Source organism: Pseudomonas sp. M5 (assembly GCF_016907075.1).
Classification (GTDB): Bacteria; Pseudomonadota; Gammaproteobacteria; order Pseudomonadales; family Pseudomonadaceae; genus Aquipseudomonas; species Aquipseudomonas putida_E.
Map to the genome: position 1 here is coordinate 1,290,152 of NZ_JAFBBH010000001.1, position 22,225 is coordinate 1,312,376.

The 22,225-nt window shown below is 64.0% G+C and carries 10 protein-coding genes; 5 read left to right on the forward strand and 5 right to left on the reverse strand.

Annotation, left to right across the window (positions count from 1 at the left end; translation table 11 throughout):
* Nucleotides 1-34: 34 nt before the first annotated feature.
* On the reverse strand, nt 35-1,825 hold the full coding sequence (gene ggt / locus JOE27_RS05960; RefSeq protein ID WP_204918224.1) for a gamma-glutamyltransferase: 1,791 nt from the start codon (nt 1,823-1,825) through the stop codon (nt 35-37).
* A gap of 452 nt (nt 1,826-2,277) precedes the next feature.
* On the opposite strand from ggt, the gene JOE27_RS05965 reads away from it, so the two are divergent.
* A complete protein-coding gene (locus JOE27_RS05965; RefSeq protein WP_204918226.1) occupies nt 2,278-3,636 on the forward strand; it encodes an 8-oxoguanine deaminase in 1,359 nt (452 codons plus the stop codon).
* A gap of 66 nt (nt 3,637-3,702) precedes the next feature.
* Here the strand turns inward: JOE27_RS05965 and JOE27_RS05970 are convergent, their stop codons facing one another.
* From JOE27_RS05970 to nhaA, 4 genes are all read right to left on the reverse strand, one after another.
* Complete coding sequence (locus tag JOE27_RS05970) at nt 3,703-4,428, reverse strand: anti-sigma factor (protein WP_046785803.1); 726 nt, start codon at nt 4,426-4,428, stop codon at nt 3,703-3,705.
* Complete coding sequence (locus tag JOE27_RS05975; RefSeq protein ID WP_046785802.1) at nt 4,425-4,973, reverse strand: sigma-70 family RNA polymerase sigma factor; 549 nt, start codon at nt 4,971-4,973, stop codon at nt 4,425-4,427. The genes JOE27_RS05970 and JOE27_RS05975 overlap by 4 nt, the downstream gene beginning before the upstream one ends.
* A 105-nt stretch (nt 4,974-5,078) precedes the next feature.
* Entirely contained in the window at nt 5,079-5,612 is a 534-nt protein-coding gene (locus JOE27_RS05980) for a DUF3455 domain-containing protein (protein ID WP_046785801.1), read from the reverse strand.
* Between the two features lie 128 nt (nt 5,613-5,740).
* Nucleotides 5,741-7,099 carry a Na+/H+ antiporter NhaA gene (gene nhaA / locus JOE27_RS05985; RefSeq protein WP_046785800.1) on the reverse strand — a complete coding sequence of 453 codons (1,359 nt, stop codon included), beginning with the start codon at nt 7,097-7,099 and terminating at the stop codon, nt 5,741-5,743.
* Nucleotides 7,100-7,386: 287 nt separating this feature from the next.
* Between nhaA and JOE27_RS05990 the strand changes: the two genes are divergently transcribed.
* The 4 genes from JOE27_RS05990 (at nt 7,387) to JOE27_RS06005 (ending at nt 22,204) form a co-directional block, all read left to right on the forward strand.
* Nucleotides 7,387-8,148 carry an efflux RND transporter periplasmic adaptor subunit gene (locus JOE27_RS05990; RefSeq protein ID WP_204918228.1) on the forward strand — a complete coding sequence of 254 codons (762 nt, stop codon included), beginning with the start codon at nt 7,387-7,389 and terminating at the stop codon, nt 8,146-8,148.
* On the forward strand, nt 8,135-9,481 hold the full coding sequence (locus JOE27_RS05995) for an HlyD family efflux transporter periplasmic adaptor subunit (protein ID WP_204918230.1): 1,347 nt from the start codon (nt 8,135-8,137) through the stop codon (nt 9,479-9,481). The genes JOE27_RS05990 and JOE27_RS05995 overlap by 14 nt, the downstream gene beginning before the upstream one ends.
* Entirely contained in the window at nt 9,481-11,571 is a 2,091-nt protein-coding gene (locus JOE27_RS06000) for an HlyD family efflux transporter periplasmic adaptor subunit (protein ID WP_204918231.1), read from the forward strand. The genes JOE27_RS05995 and JOE27_RS06000 overlap by 1 nt, the downstream gene beginning before the upstream one ends.
* A 97-nt stretch (nt 11,572-11,668) precedes the next feature.
* Complete coding sequence (locus JOE27_RS06005) at nt 11,669-22,204, forward strand: VCBS domain-containing protein (protein ID WP_204918233.1); 10,536 nt, start codon at nt 11,669-11,671, stop codon at nt 22,202-22,204.
* The last annotated feature ends 21 nt before the right edge of the window (nt 22,205-22,225 follow it).

The window sequence follows — 22,225 nt, forward strand, 5'->3', positions numbered from 1 at the left end:
AACATTTGAATGACAAGGTTGTCTTCTACCATGGCTAATCGCCAAGCGCCACGCCTTCGCGCCGCGGGTCGGCTCCCCCCGCCCAGCCTGCGCCGGTACGCTGGATGATCTGCATGCCGCTGGTCATGGTCATGGGCGTTACCTCATGGCCCCAGGCCGCCAATTGCCGGACCAGCGCCGGGCTGATCAGCCCGGCTTCCACTTCGGTACCGGCGTTGCGGCTGCCGAAGTTGGGCAGGTTGCTAGCCTGTTGCGGGTCGAGCCGCCAGTCCAGCAAACCCACCAGCGCCTTGTTGACGTAGCCGATGATCTGCGAGCCACCGGGTGATCCGAGGCTGGCCACCAGTTCCCCGGACGCCTGCGAAAACACCAGGGTCGGAGCCATCGCCGACAACGGCCGCTTGCCCGGTTCAACCCGGTTGGCAACGGGCTTGCCGTTCTCCTGTGGGATGAAGGAAAAGTCGGTCAACTGATTGTTCAGCAGGAAGCCCTTGACCATCAGGTGCGAACCGAATGCCGCCTCTACCGAAGTGGTCATAGCCAGCGCCTGACCGCTGTCATCCACCGCCGAAAGGTGCGAGGTGGAGATGCGCAACGGCGAACGGTCCGGGGCCAAGGCCAGGTCCGCGCCCTGCGGCTTGCCCGGTCGCGCATGTTTCATGCTGAAGTCGCCTATCAGCTCTGCCCGCCCGGCCAGGTACCCCGGGGCGGTCAATGCCTTGAGCGGTATCGGCACATAGTCGCTGTCGGCCAGGTACTGGGCACGGTCGGCGTAGGCCAGCCGTTCGGCCTCGGCGATCAGGTGAACGGCCAGCGGCGCGGGCTCAAGGCCTGCCGGCGAAGCACTGACGCTGGGCGGCAGCTTCGCAAGGTCGCGTTGTGGCATGGCGTGCTGCAGCGCCTCGAGGATGCCCAAGGTCTGCAGCACGGTCACTGCACCTGAAGATGGCGGCGGCATGCCGCAGATCTGCCAGGCCTTGTAAGGGCCGCATAACGGCGTGCGCTCCTTGGCCTGGTACTGGCGCAGATCCTCCAGTGACAGGAGCCCGGCATTGGCATGCGCCTGTACCTGGGTGACGATCGCTTCGGCAATTTCACCGGTATAGAACGCATCGACGCCCTGCTGTGCGATACGTTCGAAGGTATGCGCAAGTTCGGGGTTGCGCAGCAGCGCCCCCACCGCCAGCGGCTGGCCGTGCTCATCCAGGAAATAGCGGGCCATGGTGGGTGAACCGGCGATGAAAGGGTCACCCGCCAGCAACGCGTGCAGGCGCTCGGACACAGGGAAGCCACTGCGTGCCAAGGCAATGGCCGGCGCGAACAGTTGATGCCACGGTAGCTTGCCATGTTGCTCGTGCGCCATTTTCAAGGCACGCAGCACCCCTGGTACGCCTACCGAGCGCCCGCCGATCTGCGCTGCCCGGAACGGCATCGGGGTGCCGTCCGGTTGCAGAAAGAGCGTTGGCGTCACTGCGGCCGGCGCGGTCTCGCGGCCGTCGAATGCCTGTACCCGTTTGCCGTCCCAGTACAAGATGAACGCCCCACCGCCAATGCCGCTCGATTGCGGCTCGACCAAGGTGAGTACCATTTGCATGGCAATTGCCGCATCGATGGCACTGCCACCGGCGCGCAGCATCGCCCGCCCGGCTTCGCTGGCCAGCGGGTTGGCAGCCGCCACCATGTGCCGGTTGGCGTGAACAGGTTGCAGGCCGGAGCGGTAACCTGACCCAAGCTCAGGGGGCGCGGGCAGCGGCTGGTCGGCCCAAGCCCATTGGCTGGCCAGGGCAAGGCACAGGGTGCTGATCAATCGGGTTGACGATGGCATTGGTGGCGTCCTGTCGAAGTGCATGCCTTTGGGCGCCCAACATAAACCAGGCCATGTACTGCGCAAAGCGCCGCGGCACCACCTCGACATTCAAAGCAGAATTTTTCGTATACAAAAATGAACATTTCTGGTTACATCAACCCGCGCCTACGACAGTGGTAATCGCCGCTGCGTATTGCGACAGGCTAAAGCCATGCATTACCCCTATCTGCTCAATCCCTTCGAGCGCCCTCTGCGAATCGACGCATTCGCCGTTCACCCGTCGCCCTATGCACCCATCCGCCGTCTCGCGCCTAGTCTTCGTGACTCAGCGGTGTCGGCGCGTGCGCGGCTGCGCTGACTGGCCCTGCTGCCCACGCCGTGTTTTCCACACCGAGCCTGGTTGCCCTCGAGAAAAAACCAGGTGTCCGCACTGACGAATTGCACCCCGCCATTGGCGGGAAGGAATACCTATGCCCAAGACTTTGCTGATAAAGAACGCCGAACTGCTGGTGACGATGGACGGCGAGCGCCGCGAGATCAGACGCGGCGGCCTGTTCATAGAAGACAACCTGATCAAGCAGGTCGGCCCCAGCGACGAGCTGCCCCAGCACGCCGACGAGATTCTGGACATGACCGGCAAGGTGGTCATCCCGGGGCTGGTCAACACCCACCATCACATGTATCAAAGCCTCACCCGCGTGGTCCCGGCGGCCCAGGACGGTGAACTGTTCAACTGGCTGACCAACCTTTACCCGATCTGGGCACGGTTGACGCCCGAGATGATCGCGGTATCGACCCAGACCGCGATGGCCGAACTGATTCTCTCCGGCTGCACCACCTCCAGCGACCACCTGTACATCTACCCCAATGGCTGCAAGCTCGACGACAGCATCCACGCCGCCGGGGAAATCGGCATGCGTTTCCATGCCGCACGCGGCAGCATGAGCGTGGGCCGCAGCCAAGGCGGGCTGCCGCCAGACTCGGTGGTGGAAAAGGAAAGCGACATCCTCAAGGAGTCTCAGCGCCTGATCGAGGACTACCACGACGCCAACCATGGCTCGATGCTGCGCGTGGTCGTGGCGCCCTGCTCGCCGTTCTCGGTCAGCCGCGACCTGATGCGTGAAGCGGCGGTGCTGGCACGCAACTACGGGGTTTCGCTACACACCCATTTGGCTGAAAACGTCAACGATATCGCTTACAGCCGCGAAAAGTTCGGCATGACCCCTGCCGAATACGCCGAGGACCTGGGCTGGGTTGGCCACGATGTGTGGCATGCGCACTGCGTGCAACTCGACCAGCACGGCATCGAGCTGTTCGCCCGTACCGGCACCGGTGTGGCCCACTGCCCGTGCTCGAACATGCGCCTGGCCTCGGGTATTGCACCGATCCGCAAGATGCGCGACCACGGGGTGCCCGTAGGCCTGGGCGTCGACGGCTCGGCCTCCAACGATGGCGCCAGCATGATCGGTGAAGTGCGCCAGGCGCTGCTGCTGCAGCGTGTCGGCTTCGGCCCTGATGCGATGACCGCACGCGAAGCGCTGGAAATCGCCACCCTCGGCGGTGCCAAGGTGCTCAACCGTAATGACATCGGCGCCTTGGCGCCGGGCATGGTCGCCGACTTCGTCGCCTTCGACCTCGGCCATGTCGCCTACGCAGGTGCCCACCACGACCCGCTTGCGGCCTTGGTGTTCTGCACCCCGACCCAGGTCGACACCAGCGTGATAAACGGCCGTGTAGTGGTCAAGGACGGCCGCATCACCACCGTCGACCTGCCGCGGGTGCTGGAGCGCCACAACCAGTTGGCCCGTCAGTTGGTTACCGGCGATTGATAGCGGCCTGCAAGCCTGTAGAGCGGCGCGCAGGCGCCGCTTTTACTGCCCCTGTGCAAGGCGCTGTCAAAGCACCTTCACCGCTCGACCGATGAACTGCACAGGCCCGGTTGGGCGTCCGGTCGGCGAGCCGCCCGCTCTTTCCAGGGTCAGTTCGAACAGTTGGTTGGGCTCCAGGGGAGGCAGGTCATGCGCGGGCACGCGATATTGCTCGCCAGGTTTGACCAGGCCCAGCGACAGTGGCGCCTGCCACTGTTCGCCCTTGGTCCAGAACTGCAGCACCTTGTCGCTCGGTACCGCGAACTGCCCCAAGGGAATCAGTTGAATGCTGCGGGCATCGCTTGCCTGTACCACCCACCCCGGGGCACTGTCTGCCGGCGCAACCAGCACCACAAGGTAGGAAGGTTCCGGCGCCTTGGCGGTCAGCAGCGTGAAGGCCAACAGCAGGCTGGCAACCAGGCCTGCACCCGCCAGGCCTTGCCATAGCACCAGGCGATGCCACCAGCGCCTTGGCTGTGCTGACGCCGCCTTGCGCTGTGGCTGTGACTGTGACTGTGCATCGACGCTGCGGCTGATCCGCCCCCACAAACGTGGGCTGGGTGGCAAAGGCTCAGCGAGTGCGTTCAACGCCAATAGCCGCTGCTCCCAGGCATCCACGGCACCACGCAACTGCTGATCCCCCGTCAGGCGCTGGCGCACGGCCTCATGTTGTTCGGCCGACAAGGTACCCAACACATACTCCCCGGCCAACTCATCAAGTGCCTCGGCGGTTTCGCCCAGTGGCTTCTTCATCCCATGCACTCCCGCAACGCCTTCAGGCTGCGTTTGATCCAGGCTTTGACGGTACCCAACGGTGTGTTCAGCAACCCGGCGATTTCGGCATGGCTGCAACCGTCGACATACGCGTGCAGGATGCACAGCTTGCGTGAGGGTTCCAGTTGCTCGAGGCAACGGTGAACCTTGGCCGAGTCCGCCATAAGATCGATATCACTCGCGAAGGGCAACGGTACTTGTGCACTGTCGAACGCCCCTTCATCCAGCACGACTTCGCGCCGGGTGTCGCGTATGTAATTGAGCGCCAGGTGCCGGGCCACGCTATAGATCCAGCCCCGCGCAGAGCCGCGCGCAGGGTCGAAGCTGGCAGCCCCGGACCATATCCGAATGAAGGCATCGTGCAGGATGTCTTCTGCTGTAGCGTGGTCGCGGGCGATACGGCGCACCACACCTAGCAGGCGTGCGCCCTCCTCCTCGTAGAGTGCATGCAGCGCTCGGCGGTCTCCCCGTGCGCAGGCTTCAAGGCAACGCTGAAAGTCGAAAGGGGGCAAAGGTGAGTTCACTGCAAGGTCAGCCCTATAGTCCCTGGACGGTTCCCCCAGCCATTGGGCCGGGGGGCTGTCGATCAGCGTAGACGCCAGTGGCTCACCTGCCTATGCGCACTGCCATCATTTTGCCGCCCAGAAGATATAGTCAGCCTGGTAATCAACGATTTTGCGCTCACCTTTGTTCTGCATCGAGCAGGCAGTTGCCGGCGCAACACCGCCGCGGGTGGCCACGCGCTGGATATAGCTCACACCGGTCATGGCCCCTTTACCTTCGGCCGGGCTGGCCTGAACCAGCTGGTAAGGCAGGTCGCCCTTGGCCGCTGGCGCCACGGCCAATTGGGTGCCGGTGACCTTCGAGCCGTCTTTGGCCTGCCAGGTGGCGGGCGGCCCGAAATAGTCGCCCACCGCCTTGCCAGACCTGTCCTTGAGTACCGCTTTGGGGCCGACGAATGTCCACTCGGTCTGGCCGGGGGCATTGGCTTTGTCGCGGCATTCGTAGGTGACCTGGCCCACACCGACGGTTTCCAGCATGACGGCGTGGCCATCCGGAACCTTGACCGCGTCGGGCAAGGCGGATTGAGCGTGAGCGGCTTGGCTGGCCACGATCAGGACAAGACCGCCTGTGAGCATCAGCATGGTAACTGGGCTGTTCATGGTGCAAATCTCCTGGCGAGTAATCGACAGCGCGAAGTCGCGCTACCTGTAATACCCGCCAGGTTGCAGATTGGATGCACCTGTGGAAAAAAATTGTGCATCCACCCGTACGTTGCCCGGCTTGCCTGTCAGCCTACCTGGGCCGGTGCCGTCTTGGCTGCCTTGCGCAGGCTCCACACACCCCATGCCAGGCCGATCACAGCAGCAATGACCGAGCCCGAAAGTACGCCAAGCTTGGCCGCGCCCAGAACGCCAGGGTCAGAGAACGCCAGGTTGGCAATGAAGATCGACATGGTAAAGCCGATGCCTGCCAACAGCCCGATCAGCGTGATGCCGTGCCAGGTAACGCCCGCCGGCAACGCGCACCAGCCCAACCGTACCATCAGCCAGCTGATCGTCACGATACCCAACGGCTTGCCCAGGACCAGCGCCACAGCGACGCCTGTCATCACCCAGTGAGGACCATCGGCAGACAGGTCGACACCAGACAACCCGACACCGGCGTTGGCCAGGGCGAACAGCGGCATGATCGCGAAAGCCACCCAAGGGTGCAGATGGCCTTGCACGCGCAGCACTGGGGCGACCAGCTCGCGCTGCGCCACACGCAGGTTTTTCAGCGGGCTCATGAGTTCGCTGTCATCGATCTGCGGTGCCTTGGCGCGGCCGAGCAGGTCGTCGGTGAAGCGGGTGACGGCCTCCAGTGGGCGCTCGCCCAAAGGCATGGCCCGAACCGGTGTCATCAGGCCAAGCACCACGCCCGCCAAGGTGGGGTGGGCACCGGTCATCAACATGCCCAGCCAGGTGATGAACCCGGGGATGATGTAGGCATAGGCCGAACCGACACCTATCTTCTGCAGGCCGAGCACCAGCAGCAGGCCGATGGCGGCGACGCCGAAACCGCTGTAATCCAGGCCACCGGAGTAGAAGAAGGCAATGATCAGCACCGCGATGATGTCGTCGATGATCGCCAGGGCGAGCAGGAACACCCGCACATTGGAAGGGATCGACTTGCCCAGCAGCGCCAGCACACCCACTGCAAAGGCGATGTCGGTGGCAGTCGGCACTGCCCAACCCTCTTGCGCGGGAGGCGAATGATTGAACGCCAGGTAGATGAGCGCGGGTACCACCACACCGCCGACAGCCGCCGCCATCGGCAGCGTGGCCTGGCGCAGGCTGGACAGCGCGCCTTCATGAATTTCGCGACGGATCTCCATACCGACGACCAGGAAGAAGATGGTCATCAGGCCGTCGTTGATCCAGAAATGCAGTGACTGGGAATAGACCAGCGAGCCGACACCGAAGCTTATCGGCGTGTGCCAGAGGGCGTCATAGCTTTCGGCAGCGGGCGAATTCGCCCAGATCAGTGCTGCAACGGCGGCGATCAACAGTACGACGCCGCTCACGGCCTCGATATGCAGAAAGCGTTCGAAGTTGGCGAATGCGCGTTGGGCAATTTGCTGGGCACGGGGCATTACGTGTTTTTGCATGGGCACAAGAACTCCCGCACGGCGGCCCGACCTGCGTAGTTATTTAACCTGCGTCACTGCGTCATGCAGCTAGCACCCGGCGGGGATTCTAGCGCAAAACCTGGATACCGTGCACGAAACCGTCTTTCAACGCTTGGTTGCAGCCACCTGAACGCCTGCCCGCGGCACAGCAACCGCGCTCCCTTTACGACCCCCGGTTGGGCAAATTGCGAATTCATTCCTAGTATGAAGACGTTATAGCGATTGCGTTGCGTGCCTGCTGGATGCCTCTCTACAAGGAGTCGAGAATGCCTTTGCCTGTCGTTGCTCAGCGGTACCTTACCTTGTTGCTGGCCTTGGCCAGCGCTGCCGCCCAGGCCGAGCAAGGCGCCCCAACCGAGGACCCGCAACTGATTCGCGTGCTGCTGGCTGCCGAACTGGAAACGACCCTGTCCAGCCAGATGAGTGGCACCTTGGGCGAAATCCAGACGCGCTTCGGCGACCAGGTGGCCAAAGGCGTCACATTGGCACGTTTCAACTGCAACGAAGCCCAGGCCCGTAGCAAGGTCGCGGTGGCTGAACTGGCCATGGCCCGGCAGAACCTGCAGGCCAAGCAACAGTTGCGCAAGCTGGACGCAGTGGGCGACATCGAAGTGGCCGCAGCCAAAACCGAAGTGCAGAAGGCCGATGGGGCCCGCGCCATGGGTGAGGCGCAGATGAGCTATTGTCGGGTCCTGGCGCCGTTTTCGGGCCATGTGGCCAAGGTTTACGTCAAGCCCTACCAAACCGTCAGCGCAGGTACACCGCTGTTTGACCTGGTCAGCGATGGTGCATTGAAGGTGCGCCTCAATGTCCCTTCCAGCCAGTTGAAAACGCTCAGCCCCGGCCAGCCGTTGACGGTTAACGTTCACGAAACGGGCAAGACCTACCCGGCCAAGGTCAGCGTGATCAATGCCAGGGTAGATGCGGTGGCACAGACGGTGGAGCTTGAGGCGCGCTTCGATCAACGCTTTCCCGAACTGATGGCCGGCATGAGCGGCACCGCGCGGTTCGACCATGACCGTGAATAGGCCGCTGCCTCACCCACAGCTATTGCTGCAGCTGGACGCCCTGCGCGACAAGGCCATGGCCGCCGAGACGCTGGACGCACTGGCGTTCAGCATGGCCAACGACCTGTACCCGCTGCTGCCCTTTCACCAGGCACTGGTGTTCGGCCAAAGCAAGGCCGGCCTTGAACTGCTGTGCGTGTCGGGCCTGGCACGGCCCACCGAAGACTCGCCCTACCTGGTCTGGCTCAGGCGCGCCAGCCGTTGGCTGGCCGGGCGTCTGGCCGATGCGCAGCCTACCTGGCTGACCCTGGACAACGCCTCGCCGCCCGACGACATCGCTCAGGGCTGGACCGAATGGTGGCCTTCGGGGTTGTGGTGTATACCGCTGCACGCCCCTGCCGGCGAGCGCCTGGGCGTGCTTGTACTACTGCTCGAAGAAGCACCGCCGCCGGTGGTGCATCAGCAACTCGATGGCCTGATACGCACTTGGGCCTACTGCTGGAACACGCTGACACGGCGCCGCCGGCTCGGTCGATGGCGCCCCAGCCGGCGTCAGGTGCTGGTGACCCTGCTGGTAGCAGCGTCGCTGTTATTGGTGCCAGTGCGTCAGACGGCACTGGCACCGGCACAGATCGTCTCGCGCCAGGCACAGATTGTCAGCTCTCCGATCGACGGCGTGATCGCCCAGGTATCGGTACGACCCAACCAGCCGGTGCAAGCCGGCACGCCGTTGTTCACCCTTGACGAAACCACCTTGCGCAGCCGCGCCGAGGTGCTCGGCAAGGAGGTCGCCGTGGCCGATGCCGAATTGCAGGCTGCCAACCAGCGGGCGTTCGACAACCCGCAAAGCAAAAACGAACTGACCCTGCTGCAGGGCCGTGTCCAGCAACGACGGGCCGAACTGGCCGCTGTACAAGCGCAACTGCGGCGCACCCAGGTGCTGGCTCCACGCGCCGGGGTCGCGGTGTTCAGCGACCCCAACGACTGGCTCGGCAAACCGGTGACAACCGGCGAGCGCATCATGCACGTTGCCGACCCTGCGCAACCGGCCATGCAGATCCAGCTCGCCGTGGCCGATGCCATAGCCCTGGAACCTGGCGCCGAAGTGACCTTGTTCCTCACTGCCTATCCGCTCAGCCCACTCAAGGGCAAGATCCTCGAAACCAGCTATCAGGCCAAACCCAGCGACGATGGCGTGGTCGCCTACCGTCTGCTGGCAAGCATCGACGAGCATTCCGAGCATGCCCGCCTAGGCCTGCATGGCACCGCCAAGCTCTATGGCGACCGCGTCATGCTCGGCTACTACCTGCTGCGTCGCCCGCTGGCCACGTTGCGAGCCTGGAGCGGCTGGTGATGCTGGATCCCAGCGACCTGCCGCTGCCGCCACTGCGCGAGGACCTGCGCCTGTGCGAAGCCGCCGACAGCCGAGAAGGCGAACCGGCGTGGATGATCCACGACACCGTGCTGAACCGCTTCTACCGCATCGGCTGGCTGGAGTTCGAATGCCTGCTGCGCTGGGGCCAGACACCGCGCCAGATCAGCGAGCAGGTGTCGCACGACAGCGCGCTCAAGCCGGATGTCGAGCAGGTACTGGCACTGCGTGCGTTTCTCGAACAACACCACTTGCTGCGCCCAGGCCCCGAGCAACTGGCCAGGCTGCAAACCGCCAATGAGGCGCGCACCTGGTCAAGCTGGCGCTGGTGGCTGCACCACTACCTGTTCTTTCGCGTGCCGCTGCTGCGCCCACAAGCGGGCCTGCAGCGCCTGGCAGCTGCCTTGGGTTGGCTGTTCCATCCGCTGACCGGGCTAACAGTGATCGGTTTGACCATCCTGGGCGTGATCCTGGTGATGCAACAATGGGACAGCTTCACCCATGCCGTGGTGGAATCATTCTCCACCGAAGGCCTGTTCAGCTTTGCCCTGGCGCTAGTGGTGGCAAAAACCCTGCACGAGCTCGGCCATGCCCTGGTAGCCACGCGCCTGGGCTTGCGCGTCGGGCACATGGGTGTGGCGTTTCTGGTGTTGTGGCCAATGCTTTACACCGACACCGGCGAAAGCTGGAAGCTCAAGCGTGCCCACCAGCGCCTGGCGATCGCTTCGGCGGGCATCGTCACCGAACTGTCCCTGGCGGGTTTGGCGACCCTTGGCTGGGCCGTGTGCGACGATGGCGCCCTGCGCAACGCACTGCTGTACCTGGCGACCACCAGCTGGGTCCTGTCCCTGGCGCTCAATGCCAGCCCCTTCATGCGCTTCGACGGCTATTTCATCCTCAGCGACCTGCTTGACTTCCCCAACCTGCACGAACGCTCTTCTGCGCTGGCTCGTGTAGCCATGCGGCGCACCCTGCTGGGGCTCGACGAAGCCTGGCCGGAGCCGTTTCCCATTGGCCAGCGACGCCTGCTGGTGGCGTTTGCCTTCGCTACCTGGCTGTATCGCCTGGTGCTGTTTCTCGGCATCGCCGTGGCGGTCTACCTGTTTTTCTTCAAACTGTTGGGGATCGTGCTGTTCATGGTCGAATTGGCGTGGTTCATCGCGCTGCCGGTGAAACGTGAGCTGAGCCACTGGTGGCAACAGCGGGCACGCATTCCGGGGCAGCGCAAGCGGATATTCTATGTGTGCCTTGGCCTGGCCCTGCTGGCCCTGGCAGTACCTTGGCACAGCCAGGTAAATGCCGTAGGTGTGGCCCGTGCCGAGCACCAGCTGCGCGTCTACACCCCCTACCCTGCACGGCTGAAAAGCCTGCACCAGGCGGGCCCTGTCAAGGCCGGCGACGTACTGGCAGTGCTTGAGGAGCCGGACCTGAACTCACGCATGCGCAGCAGTGAGGCCAGCGCCCGCAGCTATGAGGCACGCTTGTCGGGGCTGCTGGCCGACCCTGCGGGGCTGGCCGAGGATGCTGCCACCCAACAGCGCCTGATGGTGCAGAACGAGGAAGCACGCGCCGCGCGCAGCGAGATTGCCCGGCTCAACCTGCAGGCGCCATTCGCCGGTCACTGGCTGGACCTTGAACCCGACTGGCAGCCTGGCCAGTGGTTCAACCGCCAGCAACCGCTGGGCATCTTGATAGATCCCCGTCACTGGCAGATCGATGCCTACGTCGCCCAGGACCAGGTGCACCTCCTTGCCGTCGGCAACCCGGTGAAATTCTATCCTGAAGGCCAGGCCATCGCCCTGCGCGGCAAGGTGCTGGCGATTGGCAGCACACGCGCCGGGCATTTGGCCCACCGCATGCTCTCTTCACACTTTGGCGGCCCGGTGCAAACGAGCGGTGAAGCGCTTGTACCCGACCATGCACTTTTTCAAGTGCTGGTGGCCCTGGATGAACCGCTGGCCAGCGTGCGCGAAACCCGCGGCAAGCTGAAGATCGATGGGGAAAAGCGCAGCGTGCTGGGCGAGGTGGGCAAATGGCTGTTGGGCGTTGGCCTGCGTGAGAGCGGTTTCTGAACATTGCCTTCCGGCGCCTGCTCCCCCGCCCCGAGAAAACCCGACTACGATTGCTAAAGCTTCGAATCTGGCGACGAACTTCTGAGCAGGGATGGAAATGGACATCAAGAGCAGAGCCGGCTTTGCCACTGCCTCGCGCCCTCGGTCGCACACCGTTGCCCTTGAGCAACGCATTCTCTTCGATGGCGCTGCAGCCACCGCTGTCGATCAACAGCACCACAGCGATGCCAGTGCTGCCGAGAGCAAGGACACTAGCCACCCTGCGCCTACCGCCAGCGAAGCGCAGACCACAACTGCAGCAACCACGCCACGCAACCTGGTAGTGATCGATGCGCGCGTGGAAAACCGCGACCAATTGGCTGCCAACCTGCCGGCCGGCACCACTGCGCTGGTGGTGGACCCTGGCCAGGATGCCATCGCTGCCATCAGCAATGCCTTGGCGCAACTGGGCAAGGTCGACGCCATTCAGGTGTTCTCCCATGGCGCTTCAGGCCAGTTCACCCTCGGCAACCAGGTGTTCACCAGCCAGACGGTCGAACAGTTGGGTGACCGCCTGAGTGCCTGGAGCAGTGAGTTGAACGCCGGTGCAGATATTCAGCTGTATGGGTGTGATGTGGGTAGCGGCAGCGCTGGCCAGGCTCTGGTCAACGAACTGGCACGCTGGACGGGTGCCGACGTTGGCGCATCGAGCAATGCGACCGGCAATTCGTTGGCCGGCGGCGACTGGCGCCTTGAGGTCAGCAATGGCGATGTCGACAAAGCCATCGCTCTGGCAGCTACCACCCTCGACAGCTTCCAGGGCCTGCTGGCCGATGCCAGCCCTACGGCCAGCCTGAATAGCGGTGGGGCCGAGGTGCAGTTGGGCGAACAATTCACCTTCACCGTAAGCTTCAACAACCCCTCGACCCAGGAAGGCTACGCCCCATTCATCGACGTATTCCTGCCTGCCACCGGCCGCGACGGCGATGATGGTGCCACTTTTGTCTCCGCCACCTACCTGGGCCAGGCGGTCAACAGCTTCGTGATCACGTTCGATGCCAACGGCAATGCGACCCACCCCCTGGCCAAGGACGCCAGCGGCAACGCCTTGGTCATCAATGCCGCCAGCGTGGGCATGAAGCCCGGTGACCAGATGGTGGTGCTGCAGTTGCCTTACGCCAGCGTCACCAACGGCCAGCCCAGCATCGACATCCAGATTACCGCGCAACTGAGCAACCTGGCCGACACCAGTTATTCCGACGGCACGCCAAACCTCACCATCAATACCCGTGCGGGCTTCGAATACGGTAACGATTCGCTGAACAACCCTGTGCAAGACCCAAGCCTGGTGGAGAGCGCGCTGCACAGTTTCATCGTCACGCCCACCCTGCTGAAAGTCTCGCAGACGTTGAACATGCCGGAGGGCGAAACGGTCACCGGGCCCAACTTCACCCGCACCCAGACCGTCACCGTCACCCCGGCCCCCGGGCAGACGCTGAGCAATGTCACCATCACCCAGACCGTGCCCGACCAGGTACACGTCAGCGCCATCACGCCAGGGCCGGGCGGCACCCTGACGTCGATCACCTTGCATGACGGTACCGTACTCACCAACCCGGCACTCATCGCTCTGGCACTGGCGAACCCCAATGCTTTCGTGGCCAGCTATGACATCCACTACGACACCCTCAGCGCCGCCAGCACCACGCAAGTCAGTTTCTATGTACCGGAAATCGACGCCAACGGCCGGCCCGTGATCGACCCGGCCACCGGTAACCCGGTAACGATCAACTTCGGCACCGCTAGCGTGACGGGTGACTGGAACCCACTGGACCCGCGCGACCGCCCCACTGACCCGCAAGGCTACCCATTCAACGAAACCGGCAACGGTCAAGGCGCGACGTTCGTCGCCAAGTCGATAACCCTGCTCAAGCAGGTCAACCTGCAGAACGACGTCGGCACCACTGGCCTCACGCCCGGCGATACCTTGCGCTACACCCTGGGCGTGGCGATTTCCGACTTCTTTGCCTTCGGTGAGAACATCCTCGAACAAGGCCAGTTCACCCTGACCGACCTGCTCAGCGATGGCCAGACCTTCGACCCAAGCAACCCTCCGACCCTGGTCATCCAGCAGCATGGCGGCACACAGAGCATTACCCTGATCTACACCCAGACAGTGAATGCCGACGGCAGCACCACGCTGGTCTTCGACATTGCCGAATCCATTCGCCAAGCGGTAGCCGGCCCCGGCGTTGCGGCGCTGTTCGGCGACCTCTACGACGACACCTTGCAGGAAGGCGCCACGCGCCTGAGCATTGTCTACGACGCCCTGATCGACGCCACCTACACCACCGACCACCCGCCCCACGACCAGCTCAACGAAGGCGACAGCGTCGGCAACAGCGCCACGGTGGATGCCACTGTGCTGCGCGATGCGGTCAACATCGGGGGCACTCAGACCGACGGTTCCGCCACCACCAGCACCATCCAGTCCTCCACCGTCGATATCGAGCTCACCCAGGTCAATGGTGGCAACCCACCGAGCAACGGCGAACTGCGCCCGGGCGATGTGGTGACCTTCACCATCAGCTACGACCTGCTGGTAGCCGACTACGAGAACTTCAAGCTCACGGCCTACCTGCCCTTGCCCCTGCTCAACGCGGCCGGCATCAGCTGGAGCTTTGGCACAGGCGTTGGCCAATGGACGTTCGGCAGCGGTAATACCATTCTCGACGTGCCAGACAGCGTCACCACCGGCCCCGGCAACGCGATCGTCTTCGACTTCGGCAACTACGTGTCCGGGGGGCTAGACGGCGGCACGGTGCAAGTGCGTTTCACCATGGTCGTGGGTGATCAACCCTATGCCGACCAGCGTGCACTGGACGTGCTGGCGCAATCGAGCCAGACCACCACCGTCGACAAGACCGTGCTCACGTCGTCGGATGTGGCGGTGATCGCGTCGGTCGCCGAACCGGTGCTGGACATCAAGCACGGCGTGGTCGCCAGCAGTAACGGCACAGTCACCGGCACCACCGGGAGCTGGGCGGCCCCCGGTACCAGCGGCGTGCCGTTCAGTGGCAGCGTCACCAGCCTGGCAGCGGTGGACGGCAACGTCAGCGGCATCGATGGCGCTGACATCCTGCGCCTGGCCACCGCCCTGAAGAACAGCGGCGGTGGCGGTGCTTACGACGTCAGCACCAGCATCACGCTGCCCGCCGGCCTGTCATTTGCCGGCGGCAGCCTGGGTGCGGCGAACCTGCAGATCTACCGCGGTGACGGCACCCTGCTGGTGCAGGGCACCGACTACAGCGTCAACGGCAACACCATCACGTTCCTCGACGCCAACGGTCAGGCCACCTTGCTGGCCGGCCGCGCCGGCACCGCCGCCGACCTTTCCGGCAGCAACGTGGTGGTCATCACCTATGACGTGACCGTGGCCAACGCCATCCTCGCCTCCAGTACCCTGCAGAGCACTGCGGCACTGACCAACTACGCCAGCGTCGACGGCGGCCAGGACTTCACACCGACCGACCTGGTCGAGGTCGCCAGCCAGCAGGTTGCCGCCCCGGCCATCAGCAAGACCTACAAGGACGGCACCCTCAGCGAAGATGACTCCAGCGCCACGCACACCACCGGCAGCAACCTGGTGATCGGCGAAAGCATCACCTACGACATCGTGGTCACCTTGCCGGAGGGAGCCACGGGCAGCCTGCGCATCAATGACCTGATCCCCCCCGGGCTGCGGCTTGATCCGCGCTTCAATGGCAACCTGGGCTACGAAATCATCACTACCACGGCAGGCAGCGCGGCCTTGACGGCGAACTTCAACGGCGTACTCAACGTCAACCCGGTGACCCTGGACGGCAGCGACGGCGCCGACCTGCTGCTGGTGTTCGGCAGCGCCGGGAGCACAGCCGACAACATCATTGGCAACAACAGTTTCGTCATCCGCCTGGTGCTGGTGGCCAGCAACGTGGCCGGCAACCAGCAAGGCACCACACTCAACAACGGCGCGCAGCTGGTCTACAGCGACCCTGACGGCGACACGCCCAATGGCGCCACTGCGGTGGATCGCAGCATCAGCAGTGCCCAGCAACCTGGCGTGGCCATCGTCGAACCCACCCTGAGCGTCACCCAGCAGGTAACCTCGACCCCGACCTTCGGCGGATTCGACGAAGGCGATACCGTCACCTTCACCATCACCGTGGCCAACAACTCAGGCACCGATGCGTTCGACATCAGCCTGCTGGACGTGCTGCCGACCGAGATCGACAACCTGGTGATCAGCGGCACGATTCAGTACAACGGCGGGGCCAGCAACAACGGCGGCGTCGATTTCGTCATTCTCAACGGCCAACTGGTGACCGCCAGTGGTGCCAACATCGACATTGCCAACGGCGGCAGCATCGTCATTACCTTGTCCGGCGTGGTCAACGCCACTGCCGCAGGTGAAGCGGCAATCCCCAACAATGTCGAAGTGCGCTGGAGCAGCCTGGACGGCACCAGCAACACCACCGACACGGTAAATGGCGAACGCAGCGGCGACGACGGCCGGCTCAATTCAGGCGCACTCAACGATTACCGCGTGTTGAGTGCCCTGCTGATCCCGGTCACCAATGGCATTCAGGTATCTCGCGTAGGCGGTGTGGCCGACACGCCACCGCCCACCAACAGCAGCGGCGCTACCGACACCAGTGGTTTGCTGGAAACCGTGGTGGTCGGTGAAATCGTCCGTTACCGCGTGGCGGTGCTGGTGCCCACCGGCGACAACCCCGATTACCAGATCCGCATCGAACTGGCCGCGGGCCTGGAGTTCATACCCGCCGACCTCAACAATATCCTGATTGCCATGGTATCGAGCCAACTGGGCGGCCTTACCACGGACGCTACCGACCTGCTCAGCGGCGGTACGTTGTACATGACCGGCAACCAGGACAGCGATGTGGCACTGCCGATCCAGGCGGACCTCAGCGGCACGACACCGTCCGGCACTTTCGACGGCAACAATGGGCGGCTGGTGATCACCACCAACGCCGACGGCAGCCAGACCATCACCTTCAACCTCGGCAACCTGACCAATACCGAGGCCAACGACAGCGACATCGAGGGCGTGATCCTCGAGTTCAACGTGCGGGTCAGCAACGTAGCGGGCAACCAGGCCAGCAGCCAGCTGGGCATGACCGTGTTCGAACACGTGGGTGAAAACGGCGGTGTGGACCGGGGCCAGAGCGATACCGTATTCGAGCGCATCGTGGAGCCCAGCTTCAGCAACCTGGACAAATCGGTCATAGACGTGTCCCCAGGCAGCGGCACCACCGATGCCACAGTATCGGTGAGCTTCACCCAGAACGGCGGTGCGCCGGCCTATAACACCCACCTGGCCGACCAGTTCCCCAGTGGCAGCAACTACCAGGTGCAGAGCATCCTCCTCAACGGCGTGGCACTGGACCTTGGCAACCTGCCCAGTGGGGTGACCTTCAGCGATGGCACGGCAATCGCCGTGGACTTCGCCCGGCTCGCGCCCAACGACTCGGTCCAGGTGATCTATACCGTCACCCTGCCCAACGTCACCATCGCCGACAACGCCGCCAGTGCCGCCGTACTGACCTGGACCAGCCTGCCCACCGACTTCGAAACCACCGGCTGGGGTGGCTCGCTCCCAGCAACAGCTGGTGGTGCTACCGGCGAGCGTACCGGGCAAGACGGCGCCACAGGGCTGAATAACTACATACTCAGCGAAGGTGCCGGCATGGGCGTGGTCCAAGGCACACTATGGGACGACACCCGCAGCGCCACGGATAACGTCACCCCTGACGGCCCTGGCCTGGACGGCATCGGCGTCAGCCTGACCTGGGCCGGCGAGGATGGCGTGTTCGGCAGTGCCGATGACCGTACCTTCAACACCGTGACCGCCAGTGGCGGCCTCTATCAGTTTGCGCTGCTGCCTTCGGGCAGCTACCTCATCGCCGTGGCACAGGACCATCAGGCCAGTGCCAACAACAACTTCCATGTGCGCATCGATACCGACAGCGGCGCCGCAGCAGTCGGCCTGGGCAGCGTAGCTCTCACCCTCGCTGAAGGTTCGACAGGCACGGCCGATTCAGGCTATGTGCATGTGAACGAGGCGCCGATCAACACCGTCTCCGATCAGCGCGGCCAGGAAGACACGGTGTTGCATATCGGCGGCCTGGCCACCAGTGACGTGGATGTGAACGCAGGCACTGCCGATGGCGTCATGACCATCACCCTGACGGTAGTGCATGGGGTCATCTGGCAGGCCGCCACACCGCCTGCAGCCACTGCCACTCCCCCGGCCGGCGCGGGCCGCAGCCTGGTGCTCAGCGGCACTCTGGCCGAACTGAACGTACTGTTGAGCCAGCTCTATTACAAAGGCGACCAGGATTTCAATACCTTCCGCGACCGCGAAACCCTGACCATGGTCACCAATGACCAGGGCAACTTCGGCGATGCACCGCTAAACGGTGATGGCATCCCTGGGCAGAACCCCGCCGATGCGCTGACCGACACGGACGTGATGAATATCGTCATCGACCCGGTCAACGATGCACCGATCGCCAACGCCGACCTGGCCACGGCCGTGGAGGCCGGTGGCCTGAACAATGCCGACCCGGGCGTGAACCCGACCGGCAATGTGCTGAGCAATGATACCGACGTCGATATCCAGACCAACAACGACGTGCTCACCGTAACCCGTATCGCCAGCACCACCACACCCGGTGGCGTGGCAGTAGCGGCCAACGGGGTCACCACCTTGCAGGGGTTGTATGGCACCTTGTCGATTACTGCCGGCGGCGGTTTCCAGTACATCGTCGACAACGACAATCCTGCGGTGCAGGCGCTGCGCACGGCGGGCAACTTCATCAGCGAATCTTTCAATTATGACATCGTCGACAGCGGCGGCCTGACCAGCAGCGCGGTGCTGCAAATCGATATTCATGGCGCCAACGACACTCCCGTGGCACAGGGCGATGCCGCCGCCGCCCTCGAGGCCGGCGGTACCAACAACGGCACGCCCGGGCAAGACGCCACCGGCAATGTGCTGGACAATGACACTGACGTGGATGCCGTGGCGCTGGGCGAGACCAAACAGCTCAGCGCAGTACGCTACGACGGCCCGGGCGGCGGTCGGATCATCCCGGTTGCCAGCGGCCAGTCCGCCAGTGTGCCGGCGACCTTCGGCACCTTGACCATCAACGCCGACGGCAGCTATCGGTATGTCATCGACAACGGCAACGCCGCCGTGCAGGCGCTCTCCCCCGGCCAGACACTGGTCGAGCAGTTCACCTACCAGATGGCCGATGCCGGTGGCTTGAGTTCCATAAGCGTGCTGGTGATCACCGTCCAGGGCGCCAACGATGCCCCGGTGGCCGTGGACGATAGGGGCAGTGCCAGTGCAGGGGCCAGCGACAACAGCCCGGCGCCGGTCAATGCCACCGGCAACGTGATCACCGGCACTGGTGGCGTGGGTGCCGATACCGACGTTGACAATCTGGACCAGCCACCCGCCACCCAACTCAAGGTCGACGGTGTGCGCAGCGGGCTGGAAAGCGCAGGTGGCGCGCTCGCTCCGGTGGCCAGCGGCGCTCCCGCCGCCATCACCGGCACGGTAGCCCGTTTGGCCGACAATAGCCTGATCAGCGGCAACTTCGGCCAGCTCACACTCAACGATGACGGCACCTACAGCTTCGTGGTCAACAGCGCTGACCCCACCATCCGCGCACTGGCCGCCGGGCAAAGCCTGAATGTGATCTTCACCTATCAGGTCCAGGACAGTGGCGGGCTTACCGACCAGGCGCAGTTGGTGATCACGGTAACCGGGGTCAACGACCCTCCCGTGGTCAGCCCGGTTAGCGTCGATGCGATCGAGGCAGGCGGGCTGAACAATGCAAGTCCCGGCCTGGACCCGAGCGGCAGCATCCGTGCAGCGTACAACGACCCGGACGGCGACGCCCTGACCATCAGCGGCGTAATCAGCCCGAATGGCATCAACGGCGCGCCTGGGCAGGCCCTGGCCGGCAACTATGGCAGCCTGGTGCTCGATGCCCAAGGCAACTACCGCTATGTGGTGGACAACGGCAACAGCGCGGTGCAGGCGCTGCGCAGTGACGCTGACAGGCTGACCGAGGTCTTCCAGTACAGCGTCAGCGATGGCAACGGCAAGGTCGTCACGGCCACCTTCACCGTGGTCATCCATGGCCGCAACGACACCCCGATCGCGGCCAACGACAACGCCATTGCCATCGAAGCCGGTGGTAGCAACAACGCTACACCAGGACAACCAGGCAGCGGCAACGCCCTTGGCAACGACAGCGATGTGGACGCAGGCGACAGCAAGAAGGTCGATGGCATTTACCTGGGCACCCTTGCAGCCGGCGGTACGTTCATCCAGGTCAACGCCGGCACGACCGTGGTGGCCGGCGCCTATGGCACGCTGAGCATCGATGCCAATGGCAACTACATTTACACCGTCAATGACAGCCTGGCTGCCGTGCAAGCACTCAAGGCCGGTGAGCAACTGCGCGAAACCTTCGTTTACCGCATGCATGACACTGCCGGTGCCAGCGCCCAGGCGCAGATCAACATCACTGTCGAAGGCCGTTACGATACCCCGGTGGCCCGCGACGACCTCGCCTACGCGGTAGCGGTGGACGACGATGGCACGGGTGGGCGCAACCCCACCGGCAATGTGCTGAACAACGACACCGACGTGGATGCCAACGATACCAAGGCGGTCACCGCCGTGGGCGTGGGCGCCGAAAGCAGCAACCCTGGCCTCGACCCACTGGTCGACAGCGCGACCGTCACCACACGCTACGGCACCCTGACCCTCAACGCCGATGGCAGCTACCGCTTCGTGGTCAACTCCAACGATCCCGACATCATTGCCCTCGGCGCGCTGGGCTTTGTCATCCAGCGCTACACCTATCAGGTTACCGACGCTGGGGGGCTGAGCGACACCGCGACGCTGACCATTCTCATCCGCGGCGAGAACCAGCCGCCCGTTGCCGGCCCCGACCAGGGCCAGGCGGTCGAGGCCGGCGGCATGGACAACAATATCCCGGGCAGCGACCCCAGCGGCAACGTGATGGACAACGACAGCGACCCGGACGCCGTCAACATCCTGTTCCCGGAAGTCCTCGAAGTGCTGGCGTTCTGGACTGGTGACGGCCCGCTGCCAGACAACGCCAGCCTGGTCGGGCAAACCCTGCGCGGCCAGTATGGCGACCTTACATTGAATGGTGACGGCAGTTGGAGCTACGTTCTGGACAACAGCCTGCAGGCAGTGCAAGCACTGCGCGTCAGCGGCCAGACCGTGGTGGACAATTTCACCTACTTGCTGGCAGATGTCTGGGGCGGTACCACCAACGGCCTGCTGACCATCACCATCGACGGGCGCAACGACTACCCTGCGGCCAATGATGATACCGCCAACGCGGTGGAAGCTGGCGGCGTGAACAACGGGACGGCGGGCGTCGATCCCAATGGCAATGTGCTGGACAACGATACCGATGTCGACGGCACGCAGTACGGCGAGACGAAGACAGTGGTGCAGTACACCGGCGAAAACGGCAACACCGCAGTCGCCGGCCAGGTGCTGCAGGGCCTGTACGGCACACTCCTGATCAATGCAGACGGCAGCTACCGGTACGTCGTCGACAACAGCAACCCGACCGTGCAGGCCATGCGCAGCGCAGGCCAGTCGCTGCGGGAAGTGTTCACCTACCGCATGCGCGATACCGCCGGTGTGACCTCGGACGCGCGCTTGAGCGTGACTGTGCAGGGCGCCAACGACAACCCGGTGGCCCGCGACGATGCCAATGCGGCCAGCGACCAGGTACCGGCACCGCACACCAGCGGCAACGTGCTGCCCAATGACAGCGATGTGGATGCCGGCGACGGGCTGACCGTGACCGGCATCCGTGCCGGGCAAGAGTCCGGCGCCGGTGCGGCCGGCGTCATCGGCCGCCCCATCGCCGGCCAGTACGGCACCCTGGTGCTCAATGCCGACGGCAGCTACACCTACACCATCGACCTGAGCAATCCCGACGTGCTGGCGGCTGCGGGCCTTGGGCAAGTACTCAAGGACTACTTCACCTACACCCTCAGCGACCTGACGGGCGCCACCGACCAGGCTGAACTGGTCATCACGCTGGATATTGCCAGCCCGTTCATCCCCGCAGGCCCCCATCTGCACCGTGACGGCAGCGACAGCCTGACAGGCCAGCCGCTGCCGGATGTCAACCCGGCGATCTTCGTTGCACCGGTGGTAGAACGGATCAACGAAAGCCTGACCCTGTCCGCCTGGAGCTCCGATGGCAGTGATGTGCGCCTGTTCGCCACGCCAGAAATCGAAAGCCAGTCGATAGGCAGCCAGCTGGGCCAGGTCAACGGGCAATTCGTTGCCAGCGCCGTCGCACAAAGCCGGCGCGCCAGCGCCGAGGACCAGAACTGGATCGACGGCCGCCACGGCGTCATCAGCCTCACCGCAGACGGCCTTTTGCCCGACCCTTCGGTATGGGCAACGGTGGAAGCCGACATGGTGGCGCAACCGGATAAAAGCTCACAGCCAGCGCAGGGCTTTCGTGCGCAATTGCGAGAAGCCGCGCAGCGTCGCGGCAGCGTTGCCCCCTGACGCCGATACATACACGGATGG

What these genes read in the sequence shown, in the direction of transcription:
- ggt (WP_204918224.1), bottom strand. Translation starts at nt 1,825, where the DNA reads ATGCCATCGTCAACCCGATTGATCAGCACCCTGTGCCTTGCCCTGGCC.
- JOE27_RS05965 (WP_204918226.1), top strand. Translation starts at nt 2,278, where the DNA reads ATGCCCAAGACTTTGCTGATAAAGAACGCCGAACTGCTGGTGACGATG.
- JOE27_RS05970 (WP_046785803.1), bottom strand. Translation starts at nt 4,428, where the DNA reads ATGAAGAAGCCACTGGGCGAAACCGCCGAGGCACTTGATGAGTTGGCC.
- JOE27_RS05980 (WP_046785801.1), bottom strand. Translation starts at nt 5,612, where the DNA reads ATGAACAGCCCAGTTACCATGCTGATGCTCACAGGCGGTCTTGTCCTG.
- nhaA (WP_046785800.1), bottom strand. Translation starts at nt 7,099, where the DNA reads ATGCAAAAACACGTAATGCCCCGTGCCCAGCAAATTGCCCAACGCGCA.
- JOE27_RS05990 (WP_204918228.1), top strand. Translation starts at nt 7,387, where the DNA reads ATGCCTTTGCCTGTCGTTGCTCAGCGGTACCTTACCTTGTTGCTGGCC.
- JOE27_RS05995 (WP_204918230.1), top strand. Translation starts at nt 8,135, where the DNA reads ATGACCGTGAATAGGCCGCTGCCTCACCCACAGCTATTGCTGCAGCTG.
- JOE27_RS06000 (WP_204918231.1), top strand. Translation starts at nt 9,481, where the DNA reads ATGCTGGATCCCAGCGACCTGCCGCTGCCGCCACTGCGCGAGGACCTG.
- JOE27_RS06005 (WP_204918233.1), top strand. Translation starts at nt 11,669, where the DNA reads ATGGACATCAAGAGCAGAGCCGGCTTTGCCACTGCCTCGCGCCCTCGG.